Annotated in this window: 21 protein-coding genes; 4 read left to right on the top strand and 17 right to left on the bottom strand. The window is 71.7% G+C overall.

Translation table 11 applies throughout. The annotated features are described in order from the left end of the window. Positions 1–12: 12 nt before the first annotated feature. The 6 genes from ftsH to nsdA all read right to left on the bottom strand — a co-directional run bounded on the left by ftsH (position 13) and on the right by nsdA (position 9,841). Positions 13–1,950: an ATP-dependent zinc metalloprotease FtsH gene (ftsH, locus tag OG429_RS27230; protein ID WP_328927875.1), complete on the bottom strand. Its 1,938-nt coding sequence runs from the start codon at positions 1,948–1,950 to the stop codon at positions 13–15. 127 nt (positions 1,951–2,077) lie between these two features. Next, positions 2,078–3,652: a signal recognition particle protein gene (gene ffh, locus OG429_RS27225; RefSeq protein ID WP_328927874.1), complete on the bottom strand. Its 1,575-nt coding sequence runs from the start codon at positions 3,650–3,652 to the stop codon at positions 2,078–2,080. A 167-nt stretch (positions 3,653–3,819) separates the two neighbouring features. Further along, positions 3,820–6,246 (bottom strand): [protein-PII] uridylyltransferase, encoded by a 2,427-nt coding sequence (locus OG429_RS27220; RefSeq protein WP_328927873.1) that lies wholly within the window; start codon positions 6,244–6,246, stop codon positions 3,820–3,822. Between the two features lie 17 nt (positions 6,247–6,263). Further along, the gene (locus OG429_RS27215) at positions 6,264–6,602 is read right to left on the bottom strand and encodes a P-II family nitrogen regulator (RefSeq protein ID WP_328927872.1); all 339 of its coding nucleotides are present in this window, start codon (positions 6,600–6,602) and stop codon (positions 6,264–6,266) included. Next, positions 6,599–7,942: an ammonium transporter gene (locus OG429_RS27210; protein WP_328927871.1), complete on the bottom strand. Its 1,344-nt coding sequence runs from the start codon at positions 7,940–7,942 to the stop codon at positions 6,599–6,601. Before OG429_RS27210 ends, OG429_RS27215 begins: the two co-directional genes overlap by 4 nt. Before the next feature lie 384 nt (positions 7,943–8,326). Further along, positions 8,327–9,841 carry a transcriptional repressor NsdA gene (gene nsdA, locus OG429_RS27205; protein ID WP_405678341.1) on the bottom strand — a complete coding sequence of 505 codons (1,515 nt, stop codon included), beginning with the start codon at positions 9,839–9,841 and terminating at the stop codon, positions 8,327–8,329. A gap of 406 nt (positions 9,842–10,247) precedes the next feature. Here nsdA and OG429_RS27200 point away from each other — a divergent pair, with 406 nt between their 5' ends. Beyond that, positions 10,248–10,916, top strand: a complete 669-nt coding sequence (locus OG429_RS27200; protein ID WP_328927870.1) for a bifunctional DNA primase/polymerase — start codon at positions 10,248–10,250, stop codon at positions 10,914–10,916. Positions 10,917–10,994: 78 nt separating this feature from the next. Here the strand turns inward: OG429_RS27200 and ftsY are convergent, their stop codons facing one another. Continuing rightward, the gene (gene ftsY, locus OG429_RS27195) at positions 10,995–12,206 is read right to left on the bottom strand and encodes a signal recognition particle-docking protein FtsY (protein ID WP_328927869.1); all 1,212 of its coding nucleotides are present in this window, start codon (positions 12,204–12,206) and stop codon (positions 10,995–10,997) included. A 189-nt stretch (positions 12,207–12,395) separates the two neighbouring features. Here ftsY and OG429_RS27190 point away from each other — a divergent pair, with 189 nt between their 5' ends. After that, positions 12,396–13,382, top strand: coding sequence for an LLM class flavin-dependent oxidoreductase (locus OG429_RS27190; RefSeq protein WP_328927868.1), 987 nt, complete (start codon positions 12,396–12,398; stop codon positions 13,380–13,382). Positions 13,383–13,422: 40 nt separating this feature from the next. Here the strand turns inward: OG429_RS27190 and OG429_RS27185 are convergent, their stop codons facing one another. From OG429_RS27185 to OG429_RS27170, 4 genes are all read right to left on the bottom strand, one after another. Further along, on the bottom strand, positions 13,423–14,853 hold the full coding sequence (locus OG429_RS27185) for a sugar porter family MFS transporter (protein ID WP_328927867.1): 1,431 nt from the start codon (positions 14,851–14,853) through the stop codon (positions 13,423–13,425). A gap of 218 nt (positions 14,854–15,071) precedes the next feature. Beyond that, complete coding sequence (locus tag OG429_RS27180; RefSeq protein ID WP_328927866.1) at positions 15,072–18,764, bottom strand: AAA family ATPase; 3,693 nt, start codon at positions 18,762–18,764, stop codon at positions 15,072–15,074. A gap of 184 nt (positions 18,765–18,948) precedes the next feature. Further along, a complete protein-coding gene (locus OG429_RS27175; RefSeq protein ID WP_328927865.1) occupies positions 18,949–19,167 on the bottom strand; it encodes a hypothetical protein in 219 nt (72 codons plus the stop codon). Between the two features lie 349 nt (positions 19,168–19,516). After that, positions 19,517–19,798 (bottom strand): acylphosphatase, encoded by a 282-nt coding sequence (locus OG429_RS27170; RefSeq protein ID WP_328927864.1) that lies wholly within the window; start codon positions 19,796–19,798, stop codon positions 19,517–19,519. A gap of 137 nt (positions 19,799–19,935) precedes the next feature. On the opposite strand from OG429_RS27170, the gene OG429_RS27165 reads away from it, so the two are divergent. After that, positions 19,936–20,901, top strand: coding sequence for a CAP domain-containing protein (locus tag OG429_RS27165; protein ID WP_328927863.1), 966 nt, complete (start codon positions 19,936–19,938; stop codon positions 20,899–20,901). A 13-nt stretch (positions 20,902–20,914) separates the two neighbouring features. Here OG429_RS27165 and OG429_RS27160 read toward each other — a convergent pair whose 3' ends face one another. Next, entirely contained in the window at positions 20,915–21,520 is a 606-nt protein-coding gene (locus tag OG429_RS27160) for a flavodoxin family protein (RefSeq protein ID WP_328927862.1), read from the bottom strand. Between the two features lie 125 nt (positions 21,521–21,645). On the opposite strand from OG429_RS27160, the gene OG429_RS27155 reads away from it, so the two are divergent. Continuing rightward, positions 21,646–22,053, top strand: coding sequence for a winged helix-turn-helix transcriptional regulator (locus tag OG429_RS27155; protein WP_328927861.1), 408 nt, complete (start codon positions 21,646–21,648; stop codon positions 22,051–22,053). Here the strand turns inward: OG429_RS27155 and mutM are convergent. The 5 genes from mutM to OG429_RS27130 all read right to left on the bottom strand — a co-directional run bounded on the left by mutM (position 22,026) and on the right by OG429_RS27130 (position 25,867). Further along, on the bottom strand, positions 22,026–22,886 hold the full coding sequence (gene mutM / locus OG429_RS27150; RefSeq protein WP_328927860.1) for a bifunctional DNA-formamidopyrimidine glycosylase/DNA-(apurinic or apyrimidinic site) lyase: 861 nt from the start codon (positions 22,884–22,886) through the stop codon (positions 22,026–22,028). The two genes, OG429_RS27155 and mutM, sit on opposite strands and share 28 nt — an antisense overlap. Positions 22,887–23,017: 131 nt before the next feature. Next, on the bottom strand, positions 23,018–23,878 hold the full coding sequence (rnc, locus tag OG429_RS27145) for a ribonuclease III (RefSeq protein WP_328927859.1): 861 nt from the start codon (positions 23,876–23,878) through the stop codon (positions 23,018–23,020). A 19-nt stretch (positions 23,879–23,897) separates the two neighbouring features. Beyond that, complete coding sequence (rpmF, locus tag OG429_RS27140) at positions 23,898–24,071, bottom strand: 50S ribosomal protein L32 (RefSeq protein WP_003965982.1); 174 nt, start codon at positions 24,069–24,071, stop codon at positions 23,898–23,900. Between the two features lie 2 nt (positions 24,072–24,073). Next, complete coding sequence (locus OG429_RS27135; RefSeq protein ID WP_328930439.1) at positions 24,074–24,724, bottom strand: YceD family protein; 651 nt, start codon at positions 24,722–24,724, stop codon at positions 24,074–24,076. Positions 24,725–24,853: 129 nt separating this feature from the next. Beyond that, on the bottom strand, positions 24,854–25,867 hold the full coding sequence (locus tag OG429_RS27130; protein WP_328927858.1) for a DivIVA domain-containing protein: 1,014 nt from the start codon (positions 25,865–25,867) through the stop codon (positions 24,854–24,856).

Here is a 25,867-nt window from a genome sequence, read left to right as displayed (position 1 = left end):
GCGGCGGCCCCTTCAGTCCGCGCCGTGGCCCTTCGTCAGGCGCGGGATCCCGGCGGCGGCGTAGGCGGCCGCTTCGTCCAGGGTCTCGGCGGCGAGCAGGGCCTCGGCCAGGGCGTCGAGCTTCAGCCGGTGCTCGCGCAGCAGCCGGCAGGCCTCCTCGTAGCACTCGTCCACGATCCGCCGCATCTCGTGGTCGACCACGTCGAGGGTGGCGGGGGCCGCGGACAGGCCGTACGGGCCCTGGCCGTCGGTGGGGATGGCGGTGAGCTTGCCGACGCGCTCGCTCATGCCCCAGCGGCCGACCATGCCGCGGACGATGTTGGTGACCTGTTCGAGGTCGTTCTCCGCGCCCGTGGTGATCACGTCGTAGACGATGTGCTCGGCCGCCATGCCGCCCAGCGCGCCGATGATGCGGCCGCGGAGGTACTCCTCGGTGTACGCGTACCGGTCCGCGTCCGGGGTCGAGAGGGTGACGCCGAGCGCGCGGCCCCGGGGGACGATGGTGATCTTGCGCACCGGGTCGGCGCCGGGCTGGAGCATGCCCAGCAGGGCGTGGCCGCTCTCGTGGTAGGCCGTACGGCGGCGCTCCTCCAGCGGCATGACCAGGGACCGTTCCGCGCCGAGCTGGACCTTCTCCAGGGCGTCGGAGAGATCGGACTGGGTGACCTGGTCCTGGCGGCGTTTGACGGCCAGCAGCGCGGCCTCGTTGGCCAGGTTGGCCAGTTCGGCGCCGGTCATTCCGGGGGTGGTACGGGCCACCTGGGCCAGGTCGACGCTCGCGGCGAGCGGGATGTCCCGCGTGTGGATGCGCAGGATGGCCTCGCGGCCGCCCCGGTCGGGCGGGGAGACGACCACCGTGCGGTCGAAGCGGCCCGGGCGGGTCAGCGCGGGGTCCAGGACGTCCGCCCGGTTGGTGGCGGCCAGGACGACCACGCCCTCCGAACCCGAGAAGCCGTCCATCTCGGTGAGGATCTGGTTCAGGGTCTGCTCGCGCTCGTCGTGGCCGCCCATCGTCGCACCGCCGCCCCGTACGCGGCCGATGGTGTCGATCTCGTCGATGAAGATGATCGCGGGGGCCACTTTGCGCGCCTCCGCGAACAGTTCGCGGACCCGGGAGGCTCCCACGCCGACGATCATCTCGATGAACTCGGAGGCGGAGGCGGAGAAGAACGGGACCCCGGCCTCGCCCGCGACCGCCCGTGCCAGCAGGGTCTTGCCGGTGCCGGGCGGTCCGGACAGCAGGACCCCGCCCGGCATCCTGGCGCCCATCCTCCGGTAGTCCTGCGGGTTCTTGAGGAAGTCGACGACGTCGTTCAGCTCCCCCGCGACCTCGTCGATGCCGGCCACGTCCTCGAAGGTGGTGCGCGTGGCGCCCTCCACCAGCTCCACCGGCTTGGGCGGGGCCTTGCGGCCCAGCGCGCCCATGCCGCCCATCCGGGCGCTCATGCGGCGGGAGAAGAAGATCCACAGCGCGACCAGCAGCAGCATGGGGGCGAGGGAAAGCAGCAGGTTGGCCAGGAAACTGCGCTGCAGGACGACCGGAGAGGCCGTCACGGTCACGTTCTGCTTGGTGAGCTCGGCCCACAGGTTGTCATCGGCGAAGGCCGGCCGCTGGCTGACGAACTTGGTGTAGTCGCCCTTGTCCCCCTCGGGCAGCGGCTGCTTGGTCTTCAGCTCTCCCTGGATGGCGTCGCCCTTGGAGTAGATCTTCGAGACGTTTCCGTTCGCGACCTGCTTGCTGAATTCGGTGTACGAGATCGTCGGCTCGTCGCCCTCGTTGAAGAAGGACAGCACCAGGTTGGTGATCAGGTAGACGATCAGGGCGGCGAGGATCAGCCACCGCCAGCCGCCCGGCATCCTCTTCTTCGGCGCGGGGGCGGGCGGTGCGCCCTCCGAGCGCCAGGGCGTGTCGGCCCGGTCGCGCGGCGGTACGGGGCTGGGGCTGGGCACGGGCGTCTCCTTCTGCCGTCCTCCCGGCCGACCATAAGCGACAAACCCGACCACTGCCCCCGCAGATACAGAAGGCCCCGGCTGTGTGAACACAGCCGGGGCCCACGCTCGCGTACCCGCGTGCGTACTACTTCATGAACTTCTTGAACTCGTCCGGCAGGTCGAAGTCCTGACCCGGCTGACCGCCGCCCGCGGGAAGCCCGAAGGGGCTGCCGCCGGCCGCGGGCTCGATCGCCTGCGGACCCTGCTCACGGCGGGCCGCGGCTGCGGCCTCCTCTTCCTTGCGCTTCATCGGGTTCCCGCTCTTGCGCTTGCCCTTGGCCTGCTTGACCTGCTTCTTCTGCCGGCCGGGGCCGCCGCCCATCCCGGGGATGCCGGGCATCCCGGGCATGCCGCCGCCCTGAGCCATGCGGGACATCATCTTGCGGGCGTCGAAGAACCGCTCCACGAGCGACTTGACGGCGCTGACCTCGGTGCCGGAACCCTTGGCGATACGGGCACGGCGCGAGCCGTTGATGATCGTCGGGTCCTGGCGCTCGGCCGGGGTCATCGACTTGATGATCGCGGCGGTGCGGTCCACGTCGCGCTCGTCGATGTTGTTGATCTGGTCCTTGATCTGACCCATGCCGGGGAGCATGCCGAGGAGCTTGGAGATGGAGCCCATCTTCCGGACCTGCTCCATCTGGGCCAGGAAGTCGTCGAGCGTGAACTCCTTGGGGCCCTTGGCGAGCTTGGCCGCCATCTTCTCGGCCTCGGCCTGCGAGAAGGTCTTCTCGGCCTGCTCGATGAGGGTGAGCATGTCACCCATGTCGAGGATCCGGCCCGCCATGCGGTCCGGGTGGAAGGCGTCGAACTCGTCGAGCTTCTCGCCGTTCGAGGCGAACATGATCTGCTTGCCGGTGACGTGCGCGATGGAGAGCGCGGCACCGCCCCGGGCGTCGCCGTCGAGCTTCGAGAGCACGACGCCGTCGAAGCCGACGCCGTCGCGGAAGGCCTCGGCGGTGTTGACCGCGTCCTGGCCGATCATGGCGTCGACGACGAACAGGATCTCGTCGGGGCTGACGGCGTCGCGGATGTCCGCGGCCTGCTGCATCAGCTCGGCGTCGATGCCGAGGCGGCCGGCGGTGTCGACGATGACGATGTCGTGCTGCTTGGTCCGCGCGTACTCGACGGAGTCCTTCGCGACCTGGACCGGGTCACCGACGCCGTTGCCGGGCTGGGGCCCGTAGAAGGCGACGCCCGCGCGGTCGGCGACGACGGAGAGCTGGTTGACGGCGTTGGGGCGCTGGAGGTCGCACGCGACGAGGAGCGGGGTGTGGCCCTGCCCCTTGAGCCAGAGGCCGAGCTTTCCGGCGAGGGTGGTCTTACCGGCACCCTGGAGACCGGCCAGCATGATCACGGTGGGGGCGGTCTTGGCGAAGCGCAGCCGCCGCGTCTCGCCGCCGAGGATCGTCACCAGCTCGTCGTTGACGATCTTGAGGACCTGCTGGCCGGGGTTCAGCGCCTTGCTGACCTCCTCGCCGCGGGCCCTCTCCTTGACGTTCGCGATGAAGGAGCGGACGACCGGGAGGGCGACGTCGGCCTCGAGGAGGGCGATACGGATTTCCCGGGCCGCTGCGTCGATGTCAGCCTCGGACAGCCGGCCTTTGCCGCGCAGGCCCTTGAAGGTATTCGCCAAGCGGTCGGAGAGCGTATCGAACACGGTGGTCGCGATTCCTCGGGTCGGGGGCGTTGTGGTCGTCCCCCAGGGTATCGGGCCGCGCCACCGGCCCGGCCCTTCGGGCGTCTTTTCCCGGAGCTCCGACCCTGACCGCGGGCCCCGCAGGGCCGGTGGGGCCGAAATCGCCCGGGGGCGATCCGGCCCCGCCGCTACGCCAGCGCCGCCTGCACGGATGCGGCCAGGGCCGCCGCCCGCACGGGTTCGAGCGGCTTGCCCTCGGGGGTGGTCACGTACAGCGTGTCCACGGCATTGGCGCCGAGCGTCGAGACGTGCGCGCTGCGGACCCTGACCCCGCCGGACTCCAGCGCCCGCCCGATCCGGTGCAGCAGACCCACCGCATCGGGGGCGCGCACCTCCAGGACCGTGGCCAGCGCGGAGACGTCCGGGACCACCTCGACCCGGGGCGGCGGCGGGACCACCCCGCGGCGGCGCGGGTACGCCGCCTCGCGGTCCGCCAGCCTGGCCGGTACGTCGAGCGAGCCGTCCAGGGCGCGGACCAGGTCGGTGCGCAGCCGCGCGGCCTCGGGCAGGGAGCCGTACTCGGCCGCCACCCGCCAGCGCAGCACCAGGACCTCCCCCAGCCGGTCCGGGAGCTCCACGGAGCGCAGGTCTGCCGCCCGGACGGTGAGCCGGTGCAGGGCCAGCACGCCCGCCGCGGCCGGGAGGACCCCCGGCTGGTCGGGGACGGCCACGACGAGTTCCACGCCGACGGCGTCCTCCTCGTGCCGGGCCTGGAGCGCGAGCACCGGCTCCCCGGTGCGCAGCGCCTCCACCGCCAGGCGTTCCTGTTCGGTCGAGGGGATCTCCGGTTCACGCTCGGCCGGGGCCGCGCCGCGCAGCACGGCGGCGACCCGCGCGACGAGGTCCGCGACCAGCGATCCCCGCCAGGCGCTCCACGCCGCCGGCCCGGTGGCCAGGGCGTCCGCCTCCGTGAGGGCGTGCAGTATCTCCAGCGTGCCCACCGACCCCACGGCCCCGGCGACCGCGCGGACGGTCGCCGGGTCGTCCAGGTCGCGCCGGGTCGCGGTGTCGATCAGCAGCAGGTGGTGCCGTACGAGGGTGCCCAGTACGTCGATGTCCCGCGCGTCGAAGCCGACCCGCACGGCGACGTCACGCGCGATCGTCTCCCCCGCCACGGAGTGGTCCCCCGGCCAGCCCTTGCCGATGTCGTGCAGGAGAGCGGCCATCAGGAGCAGGTCGGGGCGGCCGACCCGGCGGGTGAGGGCCGAGGCCCGCACGGCCGTCTCGATGAGGTGGCGGTCCACCGTCCAGGTGTGGACGGGGTTGCGCTGCGGGCGGCACCGTACCCGTTCCCAGTCGGGCAGCAGTCGTGTGATCAGGCCTTCCGCCTCCATGGCCTCCCAGACCGCGATGGTCGGCTCGCCGGCACCCAGCAGGGTGAGGAGCTGCTCCCGGGCCTCGGCCGGCCACGGCACCGGGAGCGGCTTCGCCTGGGCCGCGAGCCTGCGCAGGGCGTGCAGGGACACGGGGAGTCCGGCCTGTGCGGCGGCCGCGCCGAAGCGCAGCGGCAGCACGGGATCCCGGTCGGGGCGCGCGGCCAGGGCCAGCACGGCTTCGCCGTCGGACTCCACGACCCCCTCGGCCAGGGGTGCCCGCTCGACGGCGGGCGCCCCGCGGGTGCCGAGGAGCCCCCGCAGCCTCGGCCTGGCCGCGCGGGCCCGCAGGACCCGGCCGACTTCGCGCCAGGTCACGTCACCGGCGTACGCGACGACCCGCGCGGCCTCGTACACCTCGCGCAGCAGCGCGTCCGCGTCGAGCAGCCCGAGCTGGGCCGCGACCTGGTCCTGTTCCTGGAGCGAGAGCCGGTCGGTGGCCCGGCCGGTCACCAGGTGCAGGGCGTCCCGTGCGTCGAGGAGCCGGCGCCGGGCGTCGGCGAGGCCCTCGCGCGGGGCGTCGGCCAGCCAGGACGCCGCCACCGCCCGCAGCGCGGTGGCGTCCCGGAGACCGCCGCGGGCCTCCTTGAGGTCGGGTTCGAGCAGGAAGCGCAGCTCACCGGCCCGCTCGGCCCGTTCCCGGCACAGGGTGTGCAGCTCCGGGAGCCGTTTGGCCGCCTGGTTGCGCCAGTCGGCCAGCACCGCGGTCCGCAGGCCGGCGAGGAGGCCGGCGTCGCCCGCGACCGGCCGGGCGTCCAGCAGCCCGAGGTGCACCTTGAGGTCCTCGGCGGCCGTCTTCCGGGCCTCACCGGGGGTCCGTACCGAGTGGTCGAGGGCGACGCCCAGGTCCCACACCGGGTACCAGACGCGGTCGGCCAGCGCGCTCAGGGCCCGCGGCTCGGCCTTGCCGTCGTGCAGCAGCACCAGGTCGAGGTCGCTGCGCGGGGAGAGTTCGCCACGCCCGTAACCGCCGACGGCCACGAGGGCGGCGCCGCGTACGCCGGTCTCCCGTACGGCGGCCGTGAACAGGGCGTTCAGCCATTCGTCGGTCAGCCCGGCCAGGGCGGAACGCCGCGAAGGCCCGGACCGCGACTCCTCCTGGAGGAGTCGCAGCCGGGCCGCGGCGTAACCGCTGGGTCCCGAGTCGGCCGTGTGGTCCGTGGTCTTCTCGACGCTCGTCACCCAGGAGCTCCCGTCACCTAGAGCGCGTCAGCGCCGCGCTCGCCGGTGCGGACCCGGACGACCGAGTCCACGGGGACGCTCCACACCTTGCCGTCGCCGATCTTGCCGGTGGCGGCGGCGCTCACGATGACCCGGATCACCTCGTCGGCGTCGGCGTCCTCGACGAGCACCTCGATGCGGATCTTGGGTACGAGGTCCACGGTGTACTCGGCGCCCCGGTAGACCTCGGTGTGGCCGCGCTGACGGCCGTAGCCGCTGGCCTCGGTGACCGTGAGCCCCTGGACTCCGAAGGTCTGGAGGGCTTCCTTGATCTCGTCCAGCTTGTGCGGCTTGACGATCGCGGTGATCAGCTTCATGCGTCAACCTTCTTGCTCGCGGCGGCGGGGGCGGTGGCGGCGGTGCTCCGTGAGGAGGATCCACCGCCCGCTCCGCTGAAGTCGTAGGCGGTCTCGGCGTGTTCGACCTGGTCGATGCCGGAGACCTCGTCGTCCTCGGTGACCCGCATCCCGATCGTCTTGTCGAGGAGGAAGGCGAGCAGCGCGGACGCCACGAGAGAGTAGGCCAGGACCGCGAAGACTCCGATGGCCTGCTTGCCGAGCTGTTCGAGACCGCCGCCGTAGAAGAGGCCCGCCGCGTCGGACTGGACGCCGCCGGTGGCGAAGAAGCCCACGAGCAGCGAGCCGACGACACCGCCGACGAGGTGGACGCCGACCACGTCGAGGGAGTCGTCGTAGCCGAACTTGTACTTGAGGCCGACGGCCATGGCGCACACGACACCGGCGATGGCGCCGATGGCGATCGCACCGAGCGGGGAGCAGGAGCCGCCGGAGGGGGTGATGGCGACGAGGCCGGCGACCGCGCCGGAGGCGGCGCCGAGGGTGGTGAAGGAGCCGTGGCGCAGCTTCTCGTAGCCGAGCCAGGCGAGCATGGCGGCGGCGGCGGCGACCTGGGTGTTGACGAACATGACCGCGCCGACGCCGTCGTCGTTGCCGAGCCAGGAGCCCGCGTTGAAGCCGAACCAGCCGAACCAGAGCAGACCGGCGCCGAGCATCACGAGGGGGAGGCTGTGCGGGCGCATCGGGTCCTTCTTGAAGCCGACGCGCTTGCCGATGACCAGGATCACGCCGAGGGCGGCGGCGCCGGCGTTGATGTGGACGGCGGTGCCGCCCGCGAAGTCGATGACGCCGAGCTCGAAGAGCCAGCCGCCGGCGCCCCACACCCAGTGGGCGACGGGGAAGTAGACGACGGTGACCCACAGGACGGTGAACAGGGCCCAGGCGCTGAACTTCACGCGGTCGGCGAGGGCGCCGCTGATCAGGGCCGGGGTGATGACGGCGAACATCAGCTGGAAGACGGCGAAGACGTAGACCGGGATGGTGTACCCGTCCCACAGCTCGGTGATGCCGATTCCGCTGAGGCCCACGTAGTCGGAGTTCCAGCCGATGAGGGAGCCGGAGTCGGTGCCGAAGGCGAGGCTGAAGCCGTAGAGGACCCAGAGGATCGTGACGATCCCGAGGCTGATGAAGCTCATCATCAGCATGTTGAGGCTGCTCTTGACGCGGACCATGCCTCCGTAGAAGAAGGCGAGTCCCGGGGTCATCAGCATGACCAGGGCGGAGCAGATGAGCATGAACCCGGTGTTCGCGGCAGACAGCGTCGGGGCGTCTGCCGCGAGGGTCGTGATGGCTGATGCCATCGGCGTCTCCTCGTCGTCGGTACGTTCGCGTGCGGGCGATCGTGAAAACCTGAGCGGCGTTAAGGGGTCCGGCCGGATGGGGGGCTGGCCGGGACTGGCCGGTTAATGACCCTGAGATTCGCGCAGGCCGGTTTCCGGCGGCGCCGCTCGGTGTTTCGCGCCGATGACGAAGGCGTCCGGGCTGTTACAGCCCGATGAACACGTGAACCATCAATTGAAGAACCACGACGGCGGGCAGCCGCTTCCGCGAGAGCGGGGGCGGTTCGGCCGCACACGAGGGGCCGGCCGCGGCGGTGACCCGGATGTCCTGGCTGGGGGAGCCTGATCGGGCTTCACGGGGTGACTGCCGCGGCCGGGGTCTGGGAGGGGCGGCCGCCTGGGCCGCTAGACGGCCTCTGCGGCTTCGGGGAGCCGGGCGGCGAGGACGTCGGTGAGCCGACGCACGTCGGAGACGTCGCCGTACTCACGGGCGGCGGTGTCGACGGTCTTGCGCAGTCGGGTGTTCACCCGTTCGGACCGAACCTTTCCCGCCACGTCGAGGGCCCGGCCGACGAGGACCGTGGCCTGCTCGGGCTCGCGCTGGAGCAGGTGCACGGTGGCCATGCCGATGAGGTTGAGGGCGTAGGAGCGCTGGTGCTCCTCGTCCTTCTCGAACAGTGCGACGGCCTTCTCCATGACGGGTTCGGCGAGGGAGGCGTACGTGGGGCTGCGCCCGGCGACGTAGGCCAGATCGCGGTACGAGTGCGAGTTCTCGCCGTTCAGCTCGGCCTCGGAGAAGAAGCGGATCCAGTCGGGTTCGGGCTCACCCCCGAAGCCGACGTCGGCGAAGGTGTCCTCGGCCATCCGCACCGCCCGCTTGCAACGGCTGGGCTGCCCCATGTTGGCGTAGGCGCGGGCCTCCATCGCATACAGCATGGCCTGGGTGCGCGGGCCGGCGCAGTCGCGGCTGCCGTACTGCGCGAGGTGCACGAGTTCCAGCGCGTCCTCGGGGCGGCCGAGGTGGATCATCTGGCGGCTCATGCCGGAGAGGATGTACGAGCCGAGCGGCTTGTCCCCGGCCTCCTTCGCGGCGTGCAGCGCGAGGACGAAGTACTTCTGGGCGGTGGGGTGCAGGCCGATGTCGTAGCTCATCCATCCGGCCAGTTCGGCGAGCTCGGCGGCGACCTTGAAGAGCCGCTTCATGACGGGCGCCGGGTGGTTCTCCTGGAGCAGGTCGGTGACCTCGTGGAGCTGGCCCACGACGGCCTTGCGGCGCAGCCCGCCGCCGCACTGGGCGTCCCACTGGCGGAACATCACGGTGGTGGCGTCGAGGAGGCCGAGCTCGGGCTCGGAGAGCCGGGGCGGGCGGTGGCCGCCGAGGGCGCCCGCCGGCCCTCCCCCTCGCTCCGCTGGGGCCCCCACCGCGCGCGGTCCCGGGTCGGCGGCCGGGGCCGGGACGAGCCAGCGCTGCATGGGCTCGATCAGGGCGGGGCCGGCGGAGAGGGCGAGCGAGGTCCCGAGGAATCCCCGGCGGGCCAGCATCAGGTCGCTGCGGGAGAACTCGCCGAGCAGTTCGACGGTCTGCGGGCCCGCCCAGGGCAGGTCGACGCCGGAGACGGACGGGGTCTGGTGGGCGGTGCGCAGACCGAGCTGCTCGATGGCGACCACGGAGCCGAAGCGCTCCGAGAACAGCTCGGAGAGGATCCGGGGGACGGGCTCGCGGGGCTGTTCGCCGTCGAGCCAGCGGCGCACCCGGGAGGTGTCCGTGCTGATGTGGTGGGCGCCCATCTGGCGGGCACGACGGTTGACCTGGCGGGCGAGCTCGCCCTTCGACCAGCCGCTGCGGACGAACCATGACGTCAGCTGATCATTACGGTCAGCACACTCGTCGCTCGTTCCGCTTGCGTCGTTGCCGCTCACTGGAACGCCCCCATCCGCTCAGCATCTTCCACACGAAACCCTGGCGGGAGCGGCGAGCGCCGCCACGGACCTTCACGAGTCCTTCACGCATTGCCTCCGGCATACCCACGGACGGGCCTGCCTTGGGGGTTCGTGTACCGAAAGTAATCCTACGATCACCCCTCCCGCGAGGTCGATCCCGGAAACGCCACCATTCGCCACCCCTTCGAATGAACTCGCCACCGGCCAGGCGCGATTCACTTGACACAAGGCGAAAACGGATCGGTTGGACTGGAGTGCGCCAGGGGCGCGCGCGGCGAGGAGTGCGCCGGGCCGCGACAGAGGAGCCCCGTGGCGGACCGCCCGCAGCCGGTCCCGCCGATGTCGTAACCACCGGCGCGTCCGACCCGTTGGAGGGGGCATGGGCATGGGCTTCACGATCGGCGGCAGCCGCAGCACCAAGGAGTTCCGTTCCGGCGCCCGGCGCCGCGGCCGGGCGTCGGAATGCACAGCGGTGGCGGAGTACACGGGGCTGTGGGGCTGGGACGTGGTCCCGGGCGCCCGCGCCGCCTCACCCGCCGGTGACTGCTCCTGCGGGGACCCCGGGTGCGCCGCCGCCGGGGCGCACCCGCTGCCCTTCGCCCCCACCGTCAAGGCGGGAGCCACCCTGGACGAGGTCACCGAGGCCTGGTGCGAGTACCCGGGCGCGGCGGTACTGCTGCCCGTGGGCCGGTCCTTCGACGTCATCGAGGTCTCGGAGGAGGCCGGGCGGCGCGCGCTGGTCCGGCTGGAGCGGATGGGCCTGCCGCTCGGGCCGGTCGTCGTGACCGCGGACGGCAGGGCGCAGTTCTTCGTGGCGCCGGGCGCGGCGGCCGAGCTGCCGCAGCTGCTGTACCGGATGGGCTGGGACGACGCCGACCTCGACCTGCGGGCGCTGGGCCAGGGGGCGTACGTCACGGCGCCGCCCTCCGACCGGGCCGGTCTGGGCCAGGTCGGCTGGCTGCGCCCGCCCGCGCTCGATTCCGCCGCGAGCCCGCCGCAGGCCCGGCTGCTGCTGGGCACCCTCGCCTACATCTGCCACCGCTTCCGCGGATAGGGCCCGCCGAGCCCCGTACACGGCGGTGCCCCTGTCCTCAGGCCGCAGGACAGGGGCACGGGTCTCTGTACGGACCGCTCAGTCGCCGATCAGGGCGTCCACGAACGCCTCCGGCTCGAAGGGCGCCAGGTCGTCGGCGCCCTCGCCGAGGCCGACGAGCTTGACCGGGACGCCGAGCGCACGCTGGACGGCGATGACGATGCCGCCCTTGGCGGTGCCGTCGAGCTTGGTCAGCACGATGCCGGTGATGTCCACGACCTCCGCGAAGACGCGGGCCTGGGTCAGGCCGTTCTGCCCGGTGGTGGCGTCCAGCACGAGCAGGACCTCGTCCAGCGGGCCGTGCTTCTCCACGACACGCTTGACCTTGCCGAGCTCGTCCATGAGGCCGGTCTTGGTGTGCAGGCGGCCCGCGGTGTCGATGAGCACCACGTCGGCACCCTCGGCGATGCCCTCCTTGACCGCGTCGTAGGCGATCGAGGCGGGGTCGCCGCCCTCGGGGCCGCGTACGGTACGGGCACCCACGCGCTCGCCCCAGGTCTGGAGCTGGTCGGCGGCCGCCGCGCGGAAGGTGTCGGCCGCGCCGAGCACCACGCTGCGGCCGTCGGCGACGAGCACCCGGGCGAGCTTGCCGGTGGTGGTGGTCTTGCCGGTGCCGTTGACACCGACGACCATCACGACGCCCGGCGTGTCGGCACCGCTCTCGGTCTTCACGGCGCGGTCGAAGTCGGTGCCGACCAGGGTCAGCAGCTCCTCCTTGAGCAGGGCGCGCAGGTCCGCGGGGGTGCGGGTGCCGAGCACCTTGACCCGCTCGCGGAGCCGGTCGACCAGCTCCTGGGTCGGTGCGACACCGACGTCGGCGATGAGGAGGGTCTCCTCGATCTCCTCCCAGGTGTCCTCGTCGAGGTGCTCCCGGGAGAGCAGCGTGAGCAGCCCCTTGCCGAGGGTGTTCTGCGACCGGGCGAGGCGCGCGCGCAGCCGGACCAGGCGGCCGGCGGTGGGCTCGGGGATCTCGATCCGGGGCGCGGGCGGCGCCTCGGGCTCGGCCTCCTCCACGGGAGCGGGAGCCTCCGCCTCGGGAAGGCCGACCTCCTCGATGGTGCGGCGCGGCTCTTCGACCGTCGGTGCGGCGTCCTCCCCCACCTGGGGTTCGGCGGGCGGGGCAGTGATGGTCGGCGTGCTCGACGGTGCCGGCGGCGGCAGCTGCTTCTTCTTGCGGCTGCTGACCACGAGCCCGCTGATCACGCCGACCGCGACCAGGGCGATGACTACAGCAAGGATGAGGATGTCCATAACAGATTCAGTATGCGTGACCTCGTCGACCGCTCCTCGTATCTCCGGACGAGGCTCCTCAGCTCCTTGGACGAGGCTCCCGGCCTGAGCGGGCCGGGCCGGACCGCCGGATCCCTGTCCAACTGACGCTGCGTCAGCTAACGTCCCCCTTCGCCCGCCCACCCACATCCGGCGAAGGGGGACTTCTCCATGCCCATCACCGTGGCCCGGTTCAATCTCGTCGACCCGAACGGCACCCCCGAGTCCCTCTCCGCCCGGTACAAGGCGGCGCTGGAGATGGCGAGGTACGCGGACGACCGCGGGATCGACACCGTCCAGACCGAGGAGCACCACGGCGCCGGCAACAACTGGCTGCCCTCCCCCTTCGCCTTCGCGGGCGCGGTCTTCGGTGCCACCCGCCGGATCGCGGTGACCGTCTCGGCGATCATCGGCCCGCTGTACGACCCGCTGAAGGTGGCCGAGGACATCGCCGTCCTGGACCTGCTGAGCGGCGGGCGCCTGGTCACCGTCGCCGGCATCGGCTACCGGCCCGAGGAGTACGAGCAGCACGGCGTGGAGTGGGGCCGGCGCGGCAGGCTCCAGGACGAGCTGCTGGAGACCCTGCTGAAGGCGTGGACGGGCGAGCCGTTCGAGTTCCGCGGCCGCACCGTACGGGTGACCCCGCGGCCCTTCACCCGGCCGCACCCGATGCTCCTGGTCGGCGGGAGTTCACAGGCGGCGGCGCGGCGCGCGGCCCGGCTCGGGCTGCCGTTCTTCCCGAGCGCCCACCTGCCGGAGCTGGAGGCGTACTACAGCGCGCGGCTGGCGGAGTACGGCACGGAGGGCTTCTGCATGATGCCGACGGCCGAGACCCCGCTGCTGCACATCGCCGAGGACCCCGACCGGGTCTGGGCCGAGCACGGCGAGTGCTTCCTGCACGAGGCGGGCATGTACGCGTCCTGGCAGTCCAAGGACATCCGCAGCGCCGTACGGTCGACGGCGCGCTCGGTGGCGGAGCTGCGCGCGGAGGGCGTGTACCGGGTCCTCACGCCGGACCAGGCGCTCTCGTACGCCCGGGGCGCGGGCGAGGCGGGGAACCTGGTGCTGCATCCGCTCTGCGGCGGGATGCCGCTGGACGAGGGCTGGCGCAGTCTGCACCTGCTGTGCGAACAGGTACTGCCCCGGCTCAAGGACTGAGCCGGGGCAGTATCGAGGAGAGGGGTGTTGGCGGGGGTGGTTACCCCATCTCCTCCAGCGCCTTGCCCTTGGTCTCCGGCACCCACTTGAGGATGAAGGGGATCGAGAGCAGGGCGAAGACGGTGTAGATGACGTACGCGCCGGACAGGCTCCAGTCCGACAGGGACGGGAACGACACGGTGATGACCCAGTTGGCGATCCACTGGGCCGATGCGGCGACACCGAGGGCCGCGGCCCGGATGCGGTTCGGGAACATCTCGCCGAGCAGCACCCAGACCACCACGCCCCAGGACAGGGCGAAGAAGAGCACGAAGGCGTGGGCGGCGATCAGCGCGACCGTGCCCTGGGTGCTGGGGATCGAGATGGTGCCGCCGATCTCCTCCTTGAAGGAGAACGCCCACGCGCACAGGCCCAGGGAGACGGCCATGCCCGCCGAGCCGATGAGGGCGAGCGGCTTGCGGCCGATCCGGTCGACGAGAACCATCGCGATCACCGTGCCGATGATGTTGATGATCGACGTGGTGAAGGAGTAGAGGAACGAGCTGGTCGGGTCGATGCCGACGGACTGCCACAGCGAGGAGCTGTAGTAGAAGATCACGTTGATGCCGACGAGCTGCTGGAAGACGGAGAGGCCGATGCCGATCCAGACGATGGGCAGGAAGCCGAAGCGGCCGCCCAGCAGGTCCTTGAAGGTGGACTTCTGCTCGGAGTGCATCGCGTGCTCGATCTCGGCGGCACGCGCGTCGATGTCGATCTTCGAGCCCTCGACCTCGCGCAGCACCTTCTTGGCCTGCTCGGTGCGGCCGGCGGAGATCAGGTAGCGGGGGGACTCCGGGATGACGAAGGACAGCAGCCCGTAGATCACGGCCGGGACGACCATGACGCCGAGCATCCACTGCCAGGCCTCCAGGCCGGCGATCTCACCGCGCTGGTTGCCGTCGGCGAGGTTCAGCAGGCCCCAGTTGACGAGCTGGGAGACGGCGATGCCGATGACGATCGCCGCCTGCTGGAAGGAGGCGAGCCGGCCGCGGTAGGCGGCCGGGGACACCTCGGCGATGTAGGCGGGGCCGATGACGGAGGCCATGCCGATGCCGAAGCCGCCGATGACGCGCCACATGGCCAGGTCCCACAGGGCGAACGGAAGGGCCGAGCCGATGGCGCTCGCGGTGAAGAGGACGGCAGCGATCTGCATGCAGCGGATGCGGCCGATCCGGTCGGCCATGCGGCCGGCCGTGGCGGCGCCGATGGCGCAGCCGATCAGCGCGGCGGCGATCACCTGGGCGAGCGCCGCGGACCCGACGTCGAACCGTTCGCGGATGGCGACGACCGCGCCGTTGATGACGGAGCTGTCGTAGCCGAAGAGGAAACCGCCCATCGCCGCGGCCGCGGCGATGAAGATGACGTGCCCGAGATGGTCGGGGCGTGCCGCCCGGCCTCCGCCCGACGCGGGTGCGTTCGCTGTGCTGGTCAAGATGCGCTCCTGGGCCCGGCGCCGACGGCGGGCGGTGTGGGGGTGTGCGTCTGTGCGCGTGTTCCTCCAGTGGCGCACAGCAAACTGCTCACCACCACCTGAACGTCGGACACGGCACAGCAGAGCCTATGGCTTCACTTTCTGAAGTCAAGAGCGAGGAAGAACCGGTCATGCCGGAGTGAAGAGGGCCACAGCGTTCACTTCCTGAAGTGAACTGGTCAGCGCAGCCGCTGACTGATGACCTTGGAGACCCCGTCGCCCTGCATCGAGACGCCGTAGAGCGCGTCGGCGACCTCCATCGTCCGCTTCTGGTGGGTGATGACGATCAGCTGGGAGCTCTCCTGGAGCTCCTCCATGATCCGGATCAGCCGCTGCAGGTTGGTGTCGTCGAGCGCGGCCTCGACCTCGTCCATCACGTAGAACGGGCTGGGCCGCGCCTTGAAGATGGACACCAGCAGGGCCACGGCCGTCAGCGAGCGCTCGCCGCCCGAGAGCAGCGACAGCCGCTTGACCTTCTTGCCCGGCGGGCGGGCTTCGACGTCGACGCCGGTGGTCAGCATGTTGTCGGGGTCGGTGAGAACGAGTCGGCCCTCGCCGCCGGGGAACAGCCGCGAGAAGACCCCCTCGAACTCCCGGGCCGTGTCCCGGTACGCCTCGGTGAAGACCTGTTCGACGCGCTCGTCGACCTCCTTCACCACGTGAAGGAGGTCGGCGCGCGTCTTGCGCAGGTCCTCCAGCTGCTCGCTGAGGAACTGGTGGCGCTCCTCCAGCGCCGCGAACTCCTCCAGCGCGAGCGGGTTGACCTTGCCGAGCTGCTGGTAGGCGCGCTCGGCCGCCCTGAGCCGCTTCTCCTGCTGGGCGCGGACGAAGGGGCCGGGCAGGTTCCGCGGGTGCCCGGCGTCCTCCGGCAGCGTCTCGCCCTCGGCGGGCGGGGAGGGCGGCACCGGCTGGTCGGGCCCGTACTCGGCGACGAGCCCGGCCGCCTCCATGCCGAACTCCTCCAGCGCCTTGGCCTCCACCGCCTCGATGCGCAGCCGCTTCTCGGCGCCCAGCACCTCCCCGCGGTGCACGGAGTCGGTGAGCTTGTCGAGCTCGCCCTTCAGGTCCCGGCCGCTGTTCCTGGCCGCGGCGAGCTCCTGCTCGCGCAGGCCCTTGGCGTACTCGGCCCCGGCGCGCTCCTCGTCGGCCCTGCGCAGCGACACCTCCACGTGCGCGAGCAGCTGCCGGGCCCCGTCGGCGACCGCCCGGGCCACTTCCGCCTCGTGCCGCAGCCGGGCCCGGCGGCGTTCGGCGCGGGTGCGGGCCTCACGTTCCGCGCGGGCCGCCCGGTCGAGCGAGTCGGCCCTTCCCGCCAGCCCCTTGACCCGCTCCTCGTGGGTCCGCAGCTGCAGCCGGGCCTCCATCTCGGTCTGGCGGGCGTTGGCGCCGTCGGCGGCGAGCCGGTCCCGCACCGCGGAGTCGGGCTCCTCCTCGACCGGCATCTCCTCGGCCGTCGCCAGCTGCTCCGCGCACTCCTCCACGTCCATCAGCGCCTGCTCCAGCGCGTCCTGGGCCTTGGCCGCGGCGGCGGCAGTGCGCTCGGCTTCGCCCGCGGCCCCCTTCGCCTGCCCGGCGAGCCGCCCGAGCTGCTGCGCGACCCCGGCGCGGGCCTGCTCCGCGGCCCGCCGGCGCTCGGCGAGCTCCTCGACCAGGGCCGCCGCGGCCTTGCGCCGCGCCTGGGCGGCCGCCTGTACCTCGCCCAGCTCCAGGCACCGCGCGTCCAGCCGGGCCAGCTCCGCCGCCGCCTCGTCGACGGCCGCCTGTACCTCGATCAGGCTGGGCGCACCGGCGGAGCCGCCGTGCGCGAGGTGCGCGCCGAGGACGTCCCCGTCCACGGTCACGGCCACCGCGTCGGCCCGCGCGGCGACGAGGGTCTCGGCCTCGTCGAGGGTCCCGACCACGAAGTGGTCCCGCAGGACCCACCCCACGGCCCGCGTCGCCTCCGCGTCTCCCCCGACCAGCTCCGCGGCGGGCACACCGGAGGGGCCGGGCAGAACCCGGTTCCGGGAAGCGGTGGGGTGAGGAGAGCCTCCCCCGGCCTCGGCCAGGACCTGGCCGGGGACGGCAGCCCCCGGGCCCGAGGCCCGGCCCGGCAGCGGCGGGGCGGACGGATCGGCCGGGGCGTGGGCCGGGGCCTGGCTCTGGGCCGGCAGGACCGGCGGCGGGGTGATCAGGAGGGTGGCGCGGCCGGCGTCCGTACCGCGCAGGTGACGGATCGCCTCGGCCGCCGCGCCCGGCGAGGCCACGGCCAGCGCATCCGCCGCCGAGCCCAGCGCAGCGGCCACCGCCGCCTCGTACCCCGGGGTCACCGACAGCCGCTCCGCCGCCGGTCCCAGCAGCCCGGCCAGCTGCACCCGCGCCGCGAGCAGCGCGCCCGTGCCGTCCTTGCGGCGTAGCCCGAGCGCCAGCGCGTCCCGCCGCGCCGACACCGCCGCGCGCGAGCGTTCCGCCGCCGTCAGGGCGTCGCGCGCCGCGCCCAGTTCGGCCTCCGCCGCCGCGAGCGCGGCCCGGGCGGCCTCGTACTCGCCCTCCACCGAAGCGTCGTCGAGACCGCCGACCTCCTCCGCCAGGGCCTCGTACTCCTCCTGCGCGGCCACCGCCCGGGCCTCGGCCTCGTCCCGCGCCGCGACGAGCCGGTCGATCTCGGCCTGCGCGGCGCCCGCCCGGGAGCGGGCCGCGCCGAGCCGCCCCGTCAGCCGGGCCAGTGCCTCGCGCCGGTCCGCGATGGCCCGCGCGGCGTCGCGCAGCCGCCGCTCCTCCGCGGCCAGTGCCCGCTCCAGCTCCGCCCGGTGCGCGGCCGTGTCCTCCAGCGCGTGGGAGGCCGCCTCCAGGGCCGCCGTCAGTTCCGCCTCCTGCTCGCGGATCCGGGCGGCCTCCCTTTCCATGTCCTCCGGGTCGCGCCCCCGCCGCTCCTCCTCCACGGGGGCGGTCGCGCTCTTGACCCGCGCGTCGGCCAGGGACGCGGTCCCCCGTACCCGCTCGGCGAGCTGCGAGAGCTCGTACCAGGTCCGCTGCGCCCGCTGGAGCCGCGGCGCGAGCTCCCGTACGGCCTCCTCCAGTTCCGCCTCGCGCCGCAGCGCCTCGGCGAGCCGGGCCTCGGCGGCCTCCTTGCGTTCCTTCAGCGCCGCCTCGTCCGCGATCTCCGCGTCGAGCGCGCGGCGCAGCGTGACCAGGTCGTCGGCGAGCAGCCGGAGCCGCGCGTCGCGCAGGTCCGCCTGGATGACGGCTGCCCGCCGGGCCACCGCGGCCTGTCGACCCAGGGGCTTCAGCTGGCGCCGCAGCTCTTCGTTGAGGTCCTGTACGCGTGCGAGGTTGGCCTGCATCGCGTCGAGCTTCCGCAGCGCCTTCTCCTTGCGCTTGCGGTGCTTGAGTACGCCGGCCGCTTCCTCGATGAAGGCGCGGCGCCCCATGGGATCCGCGTGCAGGACGGAGTCCAGCTGGCCCTGTCCGACGATGACGTGCATCTCGCGGCCGATGCCGGAGTCGGAGAGCAGCTCCTGGATGTCGAGCAGGCGGCAGGTGTCGCCGTTGATCTGGTACTCGCTGCTGCCGCCGCGGAACATGATGCGGGTGATGGTGACTTCGGCGTAGTCGATGGGCAGCGCGCCGTCGGAGTTGTCGATCGTGAGGGAGACCTCGGCGCGGCCGAGCGGCGGACGTCCGGTGGTCCCGGCGAAGATGACGTCTTCCATCTTCCCGCCGCGCAGGGACTTGGCCCCTTGTTCGCCCATGACCCAGGACAGCGCGTCCACCACATTGGACTTGCCGGAGCCGTTCGGACCCACGACACAGGTGATGCCGGGTTCGAAGCGCAGGGTGGTGGCGGATGCAAAGGATTTGAAGCCGCGCAGGGTCAGGGACTTGAGGTGCACGCCGCCGGACTCTACCTTTCGCGTTCGGTTTCACCCATGAAGGTGCAGGGCACAACTGAGCTCAAAAGGAATCAGCCGCCCACCTGGCCTCATGCCGTGGGGCGCGGCGCCGAAAGAAAGAAGGGACGCCGGAGCGTCCCTTGCAGATCATGCGGGGCTGGAGTCGAGCGACGAATTGAGCGGATCAGGTGAGCGCAGGCTCCGCCTGGGGTACGTCGATCTCGATGCTGTCGAGCAGCGAGTCTCCGTCGTGGTGAGCGGCGGCCGCGTTCAGCGCGTCATTTTCGGACTGAATCCGTACGAGCTCGGACTCAAGGTCCTGGACGCGCTGCTGAAGCCGTCGCATCTCGGCGAGGAGTCGCGGATCGGAACCGCCGACGTAACCGAGAAGCGCCTTTGCCATGATGGATGGTCCTCCACACTGAGTGACCGACCGAAGTGGTGTGGGTCGTGAGGGAATCGCACCCGCGGATGTCCGGCAGCGACTGACAGTCACTGCGCTTACTACTGCCAACACTGCCAAACAGCTCAGGTGCGCGGGGCTTCCAGCGTCTCACCAAAAAGTTTGACGGTCAACACGATCACGCCCCGTATCGGCGGGCAGCCCGGGCCCCGCAAGGGGCGTGGAGATCATCCGCATCTCCGAGCCTTCCACGGATCGTCCGCGTCGGCAACGCGTCGGCGGAGAATGCGCAGATCCGACCGTGTGCGGACGATCTCAGGGTGTGATCAGTACATGATCAGGCGATCCGTCATCTGATCGCGAACCCGTCGTAGCCACCGCGCGGTGTGCCCCAGATCTCTGTCACTCCGTTCACCTGGCCGGGCGTGTCGGACGACTGCAGCCAGTCGAGCAGCCGGTGGCAATTCTCACGTTGACCTTCGGCCACCACCTGCACTCGCCCGTCGTCGAGATTGAGCGCAAAGCCGACGAGCCCGCCGATCTCCAGAGCGTTCTCCCTGGTGAACCAGCGGAAGCCCACTCCCTGCACACGGCCTCGCACCCAGGCGATCAGGCGGACGTCTTCATTCATGCGTGAACGCTAACGGGGCAAACACTTTCGGGACACATCGCCCCCCTGGCCCCACTGCCGTACAGTCGCGCACCAATGAACTCACCCGTTTGGGTGAGTTAGGACGATCTTGACCTGGTAAGGAAGGCTCGACGCCGATGGGACGCCACCGACTCCACGCCGCACCGAACCGCGGCGGCAAGCGCGGCACCGCCCTGCGCACCGGCCTTTTGGGCGTCTCGGTGGCCGTGGCCCTCGGGACCGCGGCCGTCACCACCGGCATGGTGCCGGTCAGCAGTTCCTTCCCCTATGTGGGGATCGCCGGTTCGGGTTCCGCAGACAAGACGGAGGCAGCGGCGAAGCCCACGCCGAGCCGCGCCCACAGCACGCCGGAGCAGCAGGGGGGTCTCGCCAACCTGTCCGGCCGCGCCTCCGCGGGCACGGGTACCGCCGCCGGCCCGTCGGCCTCCCCGTCCCCTTCCGCCTCCCCCTCCACCTCGGCCCCGGCCTCGCCGAGCCCGTCCGCGTCGGCTTCCGTGCCGACTTCCGCGCCCGCTTCCGCTTCGCCCCCGCCGAGCGCCTCGGCCGCGGCGAAGGCCTCCGCGAAGCCCGTGGCGAAGCCCGTGGCGAAGGCCTCCGCGAAGCCCGTGGCGAAGCCGACCGCCAAGGTCCCGGCGAAGCCCGCTCCCGTACCGCCGAAGCCGCCCGTCCAGGTGCCGACCGCCGCGCCGGTGCCCAGTGACGGCCACTCCGCCGAGGAGGCCGCGGTGGTGGCCCTCGTGAACCAGGAGCGCGCGATGGCCGGGTGCGGTCCGGTCCGGGCGAACCCGCCGCTCGCGGCGCTGGCCGGAGCCTTCAGCAAGGACATGGCCGTCCGCGGCTTCTTCGACCACACCGACCCGGACGGCAGCACCCCCTGGGACCGCGCGGCCAAGGCCGGGCTCTCGGGCCTCGGCGGCGAGAACATAGCCCGCGGCCAGGGCGACGCCGAGGCCGTGATGAAGGCCTGGATGAACAGCCCGGGCCACAAGGCGAACATCCTCAACTGCGAGTTCCGCACCCTGGGCGTCGGCGCCTACTTCGCCGCCGGCGGCCCCTGGTGGACGCAGGACTTCGGCTTCTAGGGCCGAAGGGGGATCAGAGCGCGGCCAGCGCCGCGCGGCCGGCGACGACGACACGGGTGTGCTCGGCGACGCGCCGGCCCAGGTGCTCGGCGGTCGCGATGTCGGCCTTGTGGACCGCGTCCGCACCCTCGTCCGAGTTGGACTGCGCGGCGGCGCCGGCGAAGACGCCGAGGCGGTTGAGGTCGTTCTCCGAGGCGGTGCTGGAGTTCCAGCCCGGCTTCAGGCCCAGGTTGACCCAGCTCATGCCGTGCTGCGCGGCCAGGATCTGGAAGAACTGCAGGGTGTGCAGCTTGTCGCCGCTCTTGGAGGCGGAGTTGGTGAAGCCGGCCGCCACCTTGTCCTGCCAGGCGTCGCCGAACCAGCGCTTCGAGGTGGCCTCGGCGAAGACGTGGAAGGCGCCGGAGGCCGTGCCCATGTAGGTCGGGGAGCCGAAGACGATCGCGTCGGACGCGTCGAGCAGCGCCCACTGCGCGTCGTCGATCTCGTCGACCTTGATCAGGTGGACCGTCGCGCCGGCCTCGGCGGCGCCGTTGCGGACCGCTTCGGCAACGACGGCCGTGTGGCCGTAGCCGGAGTGGTAGGCGATCGAGACGACGGGGGTGTGCGTGGTTCCGGACAAGGTGGTTCTCTCCCTCGGGGAAGTGCTCGCCGCACACGGGGCGTGGTGCGACGAAAGAAAGAGAACCACTAACTTTTAGAAAGCGCAACCCATTGGATAGCGCTGCCCGAGGGTACGCTCTTCTCATGGACACACCAGCGTTCTGTACCGAAGCCGACGGATCCGAACTACCGTTCGATGCATTCGCGCGCGCCTGCCCGTCCCGCGAGACCCTTGAGCACGTGACCGGCCGCTGGGGCAGTCTCACCGTGGGCGCGCTGCGCGAGGGCCCGTGCCGCTTCAACGAGCTGCGCCGCCGGGTGGAGGGCGTGAGCGAGAAGATGCTCTCCCAGACCCTGCACGCGCTGGAGCGCGACGGCATCGTCAACCGCGAGGCGCAGCCGACGAACCCGCCCCGCGTGGACTACGAACTGACCCCGCTCGGCGTCGAGGTGGCGAACCGTCTGCTCTCGCTCATCCACTTCCTGGAGGGGAGCATGCCTGAGGTGCTGACCGCCCGGCAGACCTACGACGACACGCGCGGAGCCCGCTGACACCGCGGGCAGAAGTAGCTGGACCTGTTCATCCAGGGGCGGCGGCGCATCGGCGTGCCGCAGCGCCGGCAGGGCTCGTCCTCGCGCCCGTAGGCGTCGAGCGAACGGTCGAAGTAGCCCGACTCGCCGTTCACGTTGACGTAAAGGCTGTCGAAGCTGGTGCCGCCCACGTCGAGGGCGGCGTTCATGACGTCCCGGACATGGCCGAGGAGTTCCGCGCTCCGGGGGCGTGTGAGGGTCGCGGTCGGGCGCTCGTAGTGCAGCTTGGCGCGCCACAGCGCCTCGTCCGCGTAGATGTTGCCGACCCCGCTGATCAGGGACTGGTCGAGCAGCGCCCGCTTGACCGTGGTCCGCTTGGCGCGCAGCGCCAGGTGGTAGGCCCCCTCGTCGAAGAGCGGGTCCAGGGGGTCGCGCGCGATGTGCGCGATGACGTCGGGCAGCCCGTCGGGCGTGTTCTCGTGCAGCGAGAGCCCGCCGAAGGTCCGCTGGTCCACGAAGCGCAGCTCGGTACCCGCGCCGTCGTCGAACCGCACCCTGATCCGCAGGTGCTTCTCATCCGGGGCGTCCGTCGGCTGCACGAGCAGCTGCCCGCTCATCCCCAGGTGCCCCAGGACGGACAGGTCCCGCTCCAGCAGGGGCAGCCACAGGTACTTCCCGCGCCGCTGCGGCACCCCGATGGTCTGTCCCGCGAGGCGGGCCGCGAAATCGGCCCCGCCGCCCGGGTGGCGCCGTACGGCCCGCGGGTGCAGGACCTCGACGGCCTCGACGGTCCGCCCGGCCACCCAGCGTTCCAGCCCCCGCCGCACGACTTCGACCTCGGGCAGCTCGGGCACGGTGTTCCTCCGGTGGCGATGCGGTTGTGGACGCTGCCGCCGAGCCTACCGGCCGCGCGTCGGCGCCCGGGAAACGGGACCGCCCCGCCCTTGCGAGGCAAGGGCGGGGCGGGGAAATCCCGAAGGAAGGGTCAGGCGTCCTGCGCCGTGTCGGCGGGCTCCGGCGCCCCGCCGTCCTCGGCTTCGGCCTCCGCCCCGGCCGAAGCCGGGACCTCGACCGCAGGAGCGGCGGCGGCAGCGGCCTCGGCCGCGATCCGCTCGTCCGCCGCGGTACGGATACCGCGCCAGGCGGATTCCGCCGCCTGCTGTTCCGCTTCCTTCTTGCTGCGGCCGGTGCCGGTGCCGTACGAGACACCACCGACGCGGGCGGCAGCAGTGAAGGTCTTCTCGTGGTCCGGACCGGTCTCGGTGACCAGGTATTCCGGTACGCCAAGACCTTCGGCCGCCGTGAGCTCCTGGAGACTGGTCTTCCAGTCCAGGCCGGCCCCGAGGTTCGAGGACTTCTCGATGAGCGGGTCGAAGAGCCGGTGAACCAGCTCCGAGGCCGCGTCGAGGCCCTGGTCGAGGTAGACCGCGCCGATCACCGCTTCAAGGGTGTCGGCGAGGATGGAGGCCTTGTCCCGGCCGCCCGTACCCTCTTCGCCCCGGCCGAGCCGGATGAAGGAGCCGAGTTCGAGGCCGCGCCCGACCTCCGCCAGTGCGCGCGAGTTGACCACCGCGGCCCGAAGCTTGGCCAGCTGGCCTTCGGGGAGATCCGGGTGGGTCGTGTACAGCGTGTCCGTGACCACCAGGCCGAGCACGGAGTCCCCGAGGAACTCGAGGCGCTCGTTGGTGGGCAGACCGCCGTTCTCGTACGCGTACGAGCGGTGGGTCAGCGCACGCACCAGAAGGGCGGACTCGAGTTGATACCCGAGCCGCCCTTCCAGAAGCGTGTGGGACGAGGCCGCGTTGTTACTGTCTGCCTGCTTCTCAGCGTTGGACAGCTCAGACATTGCGCCTCTCACCAGCCGCTCAGACCTCGAGGACCTGGCGCTTGTTGTAGGTGCCGCAGCTCGGGCACGCAATGTGCTGGAGCTTCGGCTCCTGGCAACGCTCACACGAAACCAGGGTGGGGACCGCAGCCTTCCACTGCGACCGGCGGTGGCGCGTGTTGCTGCGCGACATCTTCCGCTTCGGAACAGCCACGGCTACTTCTCCTGCTTCTCGGCGGCGCCCTGAACTCCGTCAGAGGCAGTGCCGCTCATGTTGTCCTTCTCGCCGTCCTGATCGGTCACGACGAGTCCTTGCAATGCCGCCCAACGGATGTCGACGGCGTCATGGTGGTGGTCCGGGTCGTCGTTCAGGCTGAGCCCGCAATCGGGGCACAGTCCGAGACAGTCCTCCCGGCACACCGGCTGCAGCGGCAGTGCGAGCACCACCACGTCGCGCAGCACGGGTTCGAGGTCGAACAAACCGTCCTCGAGGAAAAGCGTGTCCTCGTCGTCCTCGGCGTCGTCGGCCGGTTCCGCCTTGGAGCGGCTCCGGTCGTCGGCGTCAGGGTACGAGAACATCTCCTGGAAGTCCGCCTTGAGCTCACGCTCGACGGACTCCAGACACCTTACGCACTCCCCTACGGCCGATGCACGGGCGGTGCCTGTGACAAGCACCCCTTCCATGACCGACTCCAGGCGGAGCTTGAGCTTCACCGGACTGCCTTCCGGCACCCCGATGACCCCGGCGAGACCGAAGTCCGCCGGTGCCGCGATCTCACGGGACAGCCGCTGCATGGCACCAGGACGCCGACCCAGCTCGTGCGTGTCGAACACGAGGGGGTTGCGGTGGTCGAGGCGGGTATTCAGGGCCGTTCCTGCTTTCACGGATCGCTAAAGATCAAAAATTCCGCCGCTCAAGGGCAGCATGGACCGCGGTGCATACGCGCGACCGAAGAGCCAGGATACCCGGCGCCGCGCTCTGCGCCCAATCCGGGCCTAGCGACCCTGTTCGTACTGGCGCAGCTGGTCCAGGTTGATCATGCTCGTGTCGAAGAAGCTGGTCTCGTCGAGCGAGGGCTGCTGGGCCTGCGGCTCCTGGTACGCGGAGTACGGGTCGGGCTGCTGCTGGTAGCCCGCGTAGGGGTCGGGCTGCTGCTGGTAGCCCGCGTAGGGGTCCTGGTGGTCCTGGTAGGCGTAGCCGTCCTGCTGCTGGGGCTGCTGGTAGGCGTACGTGTCGTACGCCGGCTCCGGCTGGGCCGGGATCGGCGCCTGGAGCTGCTGGGGCTCGGCCAGGCCGGCCAGGAAGTCCGCGTCGCTGGACGAGCGGGTCTGCTGCCCGCCCGCCGCGTCCTGGGCGGCCATGTGCGCGCCGAGGTCGTCCGTGGGCACCCGGCCCAGCAGCTTCTGCCGGCCGCGCCCGACGGCCTCCAGGGTCTTGGAGAGCACCGCCTCGAAGGTCGCCAGCTTGGTGTCCACGTACGCGTCCGCCTGCTGCCGCTGCGTCTCGGGGTCGTGGCTGCGCTCGGGCGCGTCCGCGTCGGGGTAGCCCTGCTCGTCCAGCCCCGGGCCGCGGCCCAGCAGCTTCTCGCGGCCCCGGTCCACCGAACCGATGGTCTTGGTCAGCACGACCTCGAAGTTGGCGAGCTTGCTGTCGACGTAGTCGTCGGCCTCGGCCCGGATCTCCTCGGCCTCGCGGCGGGCCTCGTCCAGGATCCGGTCCGCCTCGGCCTGGGAGCGCCGCACGACCTCGGTGTCGGAGATCAGCGAACCGCGCTGGCTGTGGGCGGACTCGATGATCCGCTCCGCCTCCCGGCGGGCCTCCTCGACCATCTGCTCCCGGCCGCCGATGAGCTCCTGCGCCTGCGCGAGCGAGCCGGGGAGCGCCTGGCGGACCTCTTCGAGCTGGGCGAGCAGCTCGGCGCGGTTGATGACGCAGGAGGCCGACATGGGCATGGACCGGGCCCCGCCGACGGCCGCGACGATCTCGTCGAGCTTCTTCTGCACGTCCAT

Source organism: Streptomyces sp. NBC_00190 (genome assembly GCF_036203305.1).
In the GTDB taxonomy this organism is placed as follows: domain Bacteria; phylum Actinomycetota; class Actinomycetes; order Streptomycetales; family Streptomycetaceae; genus Streptomyces.
Note: the sequence above shows the minus strand (reverse complement) of the source record. Positions and strands in the feature narration are given on the sequence as shown.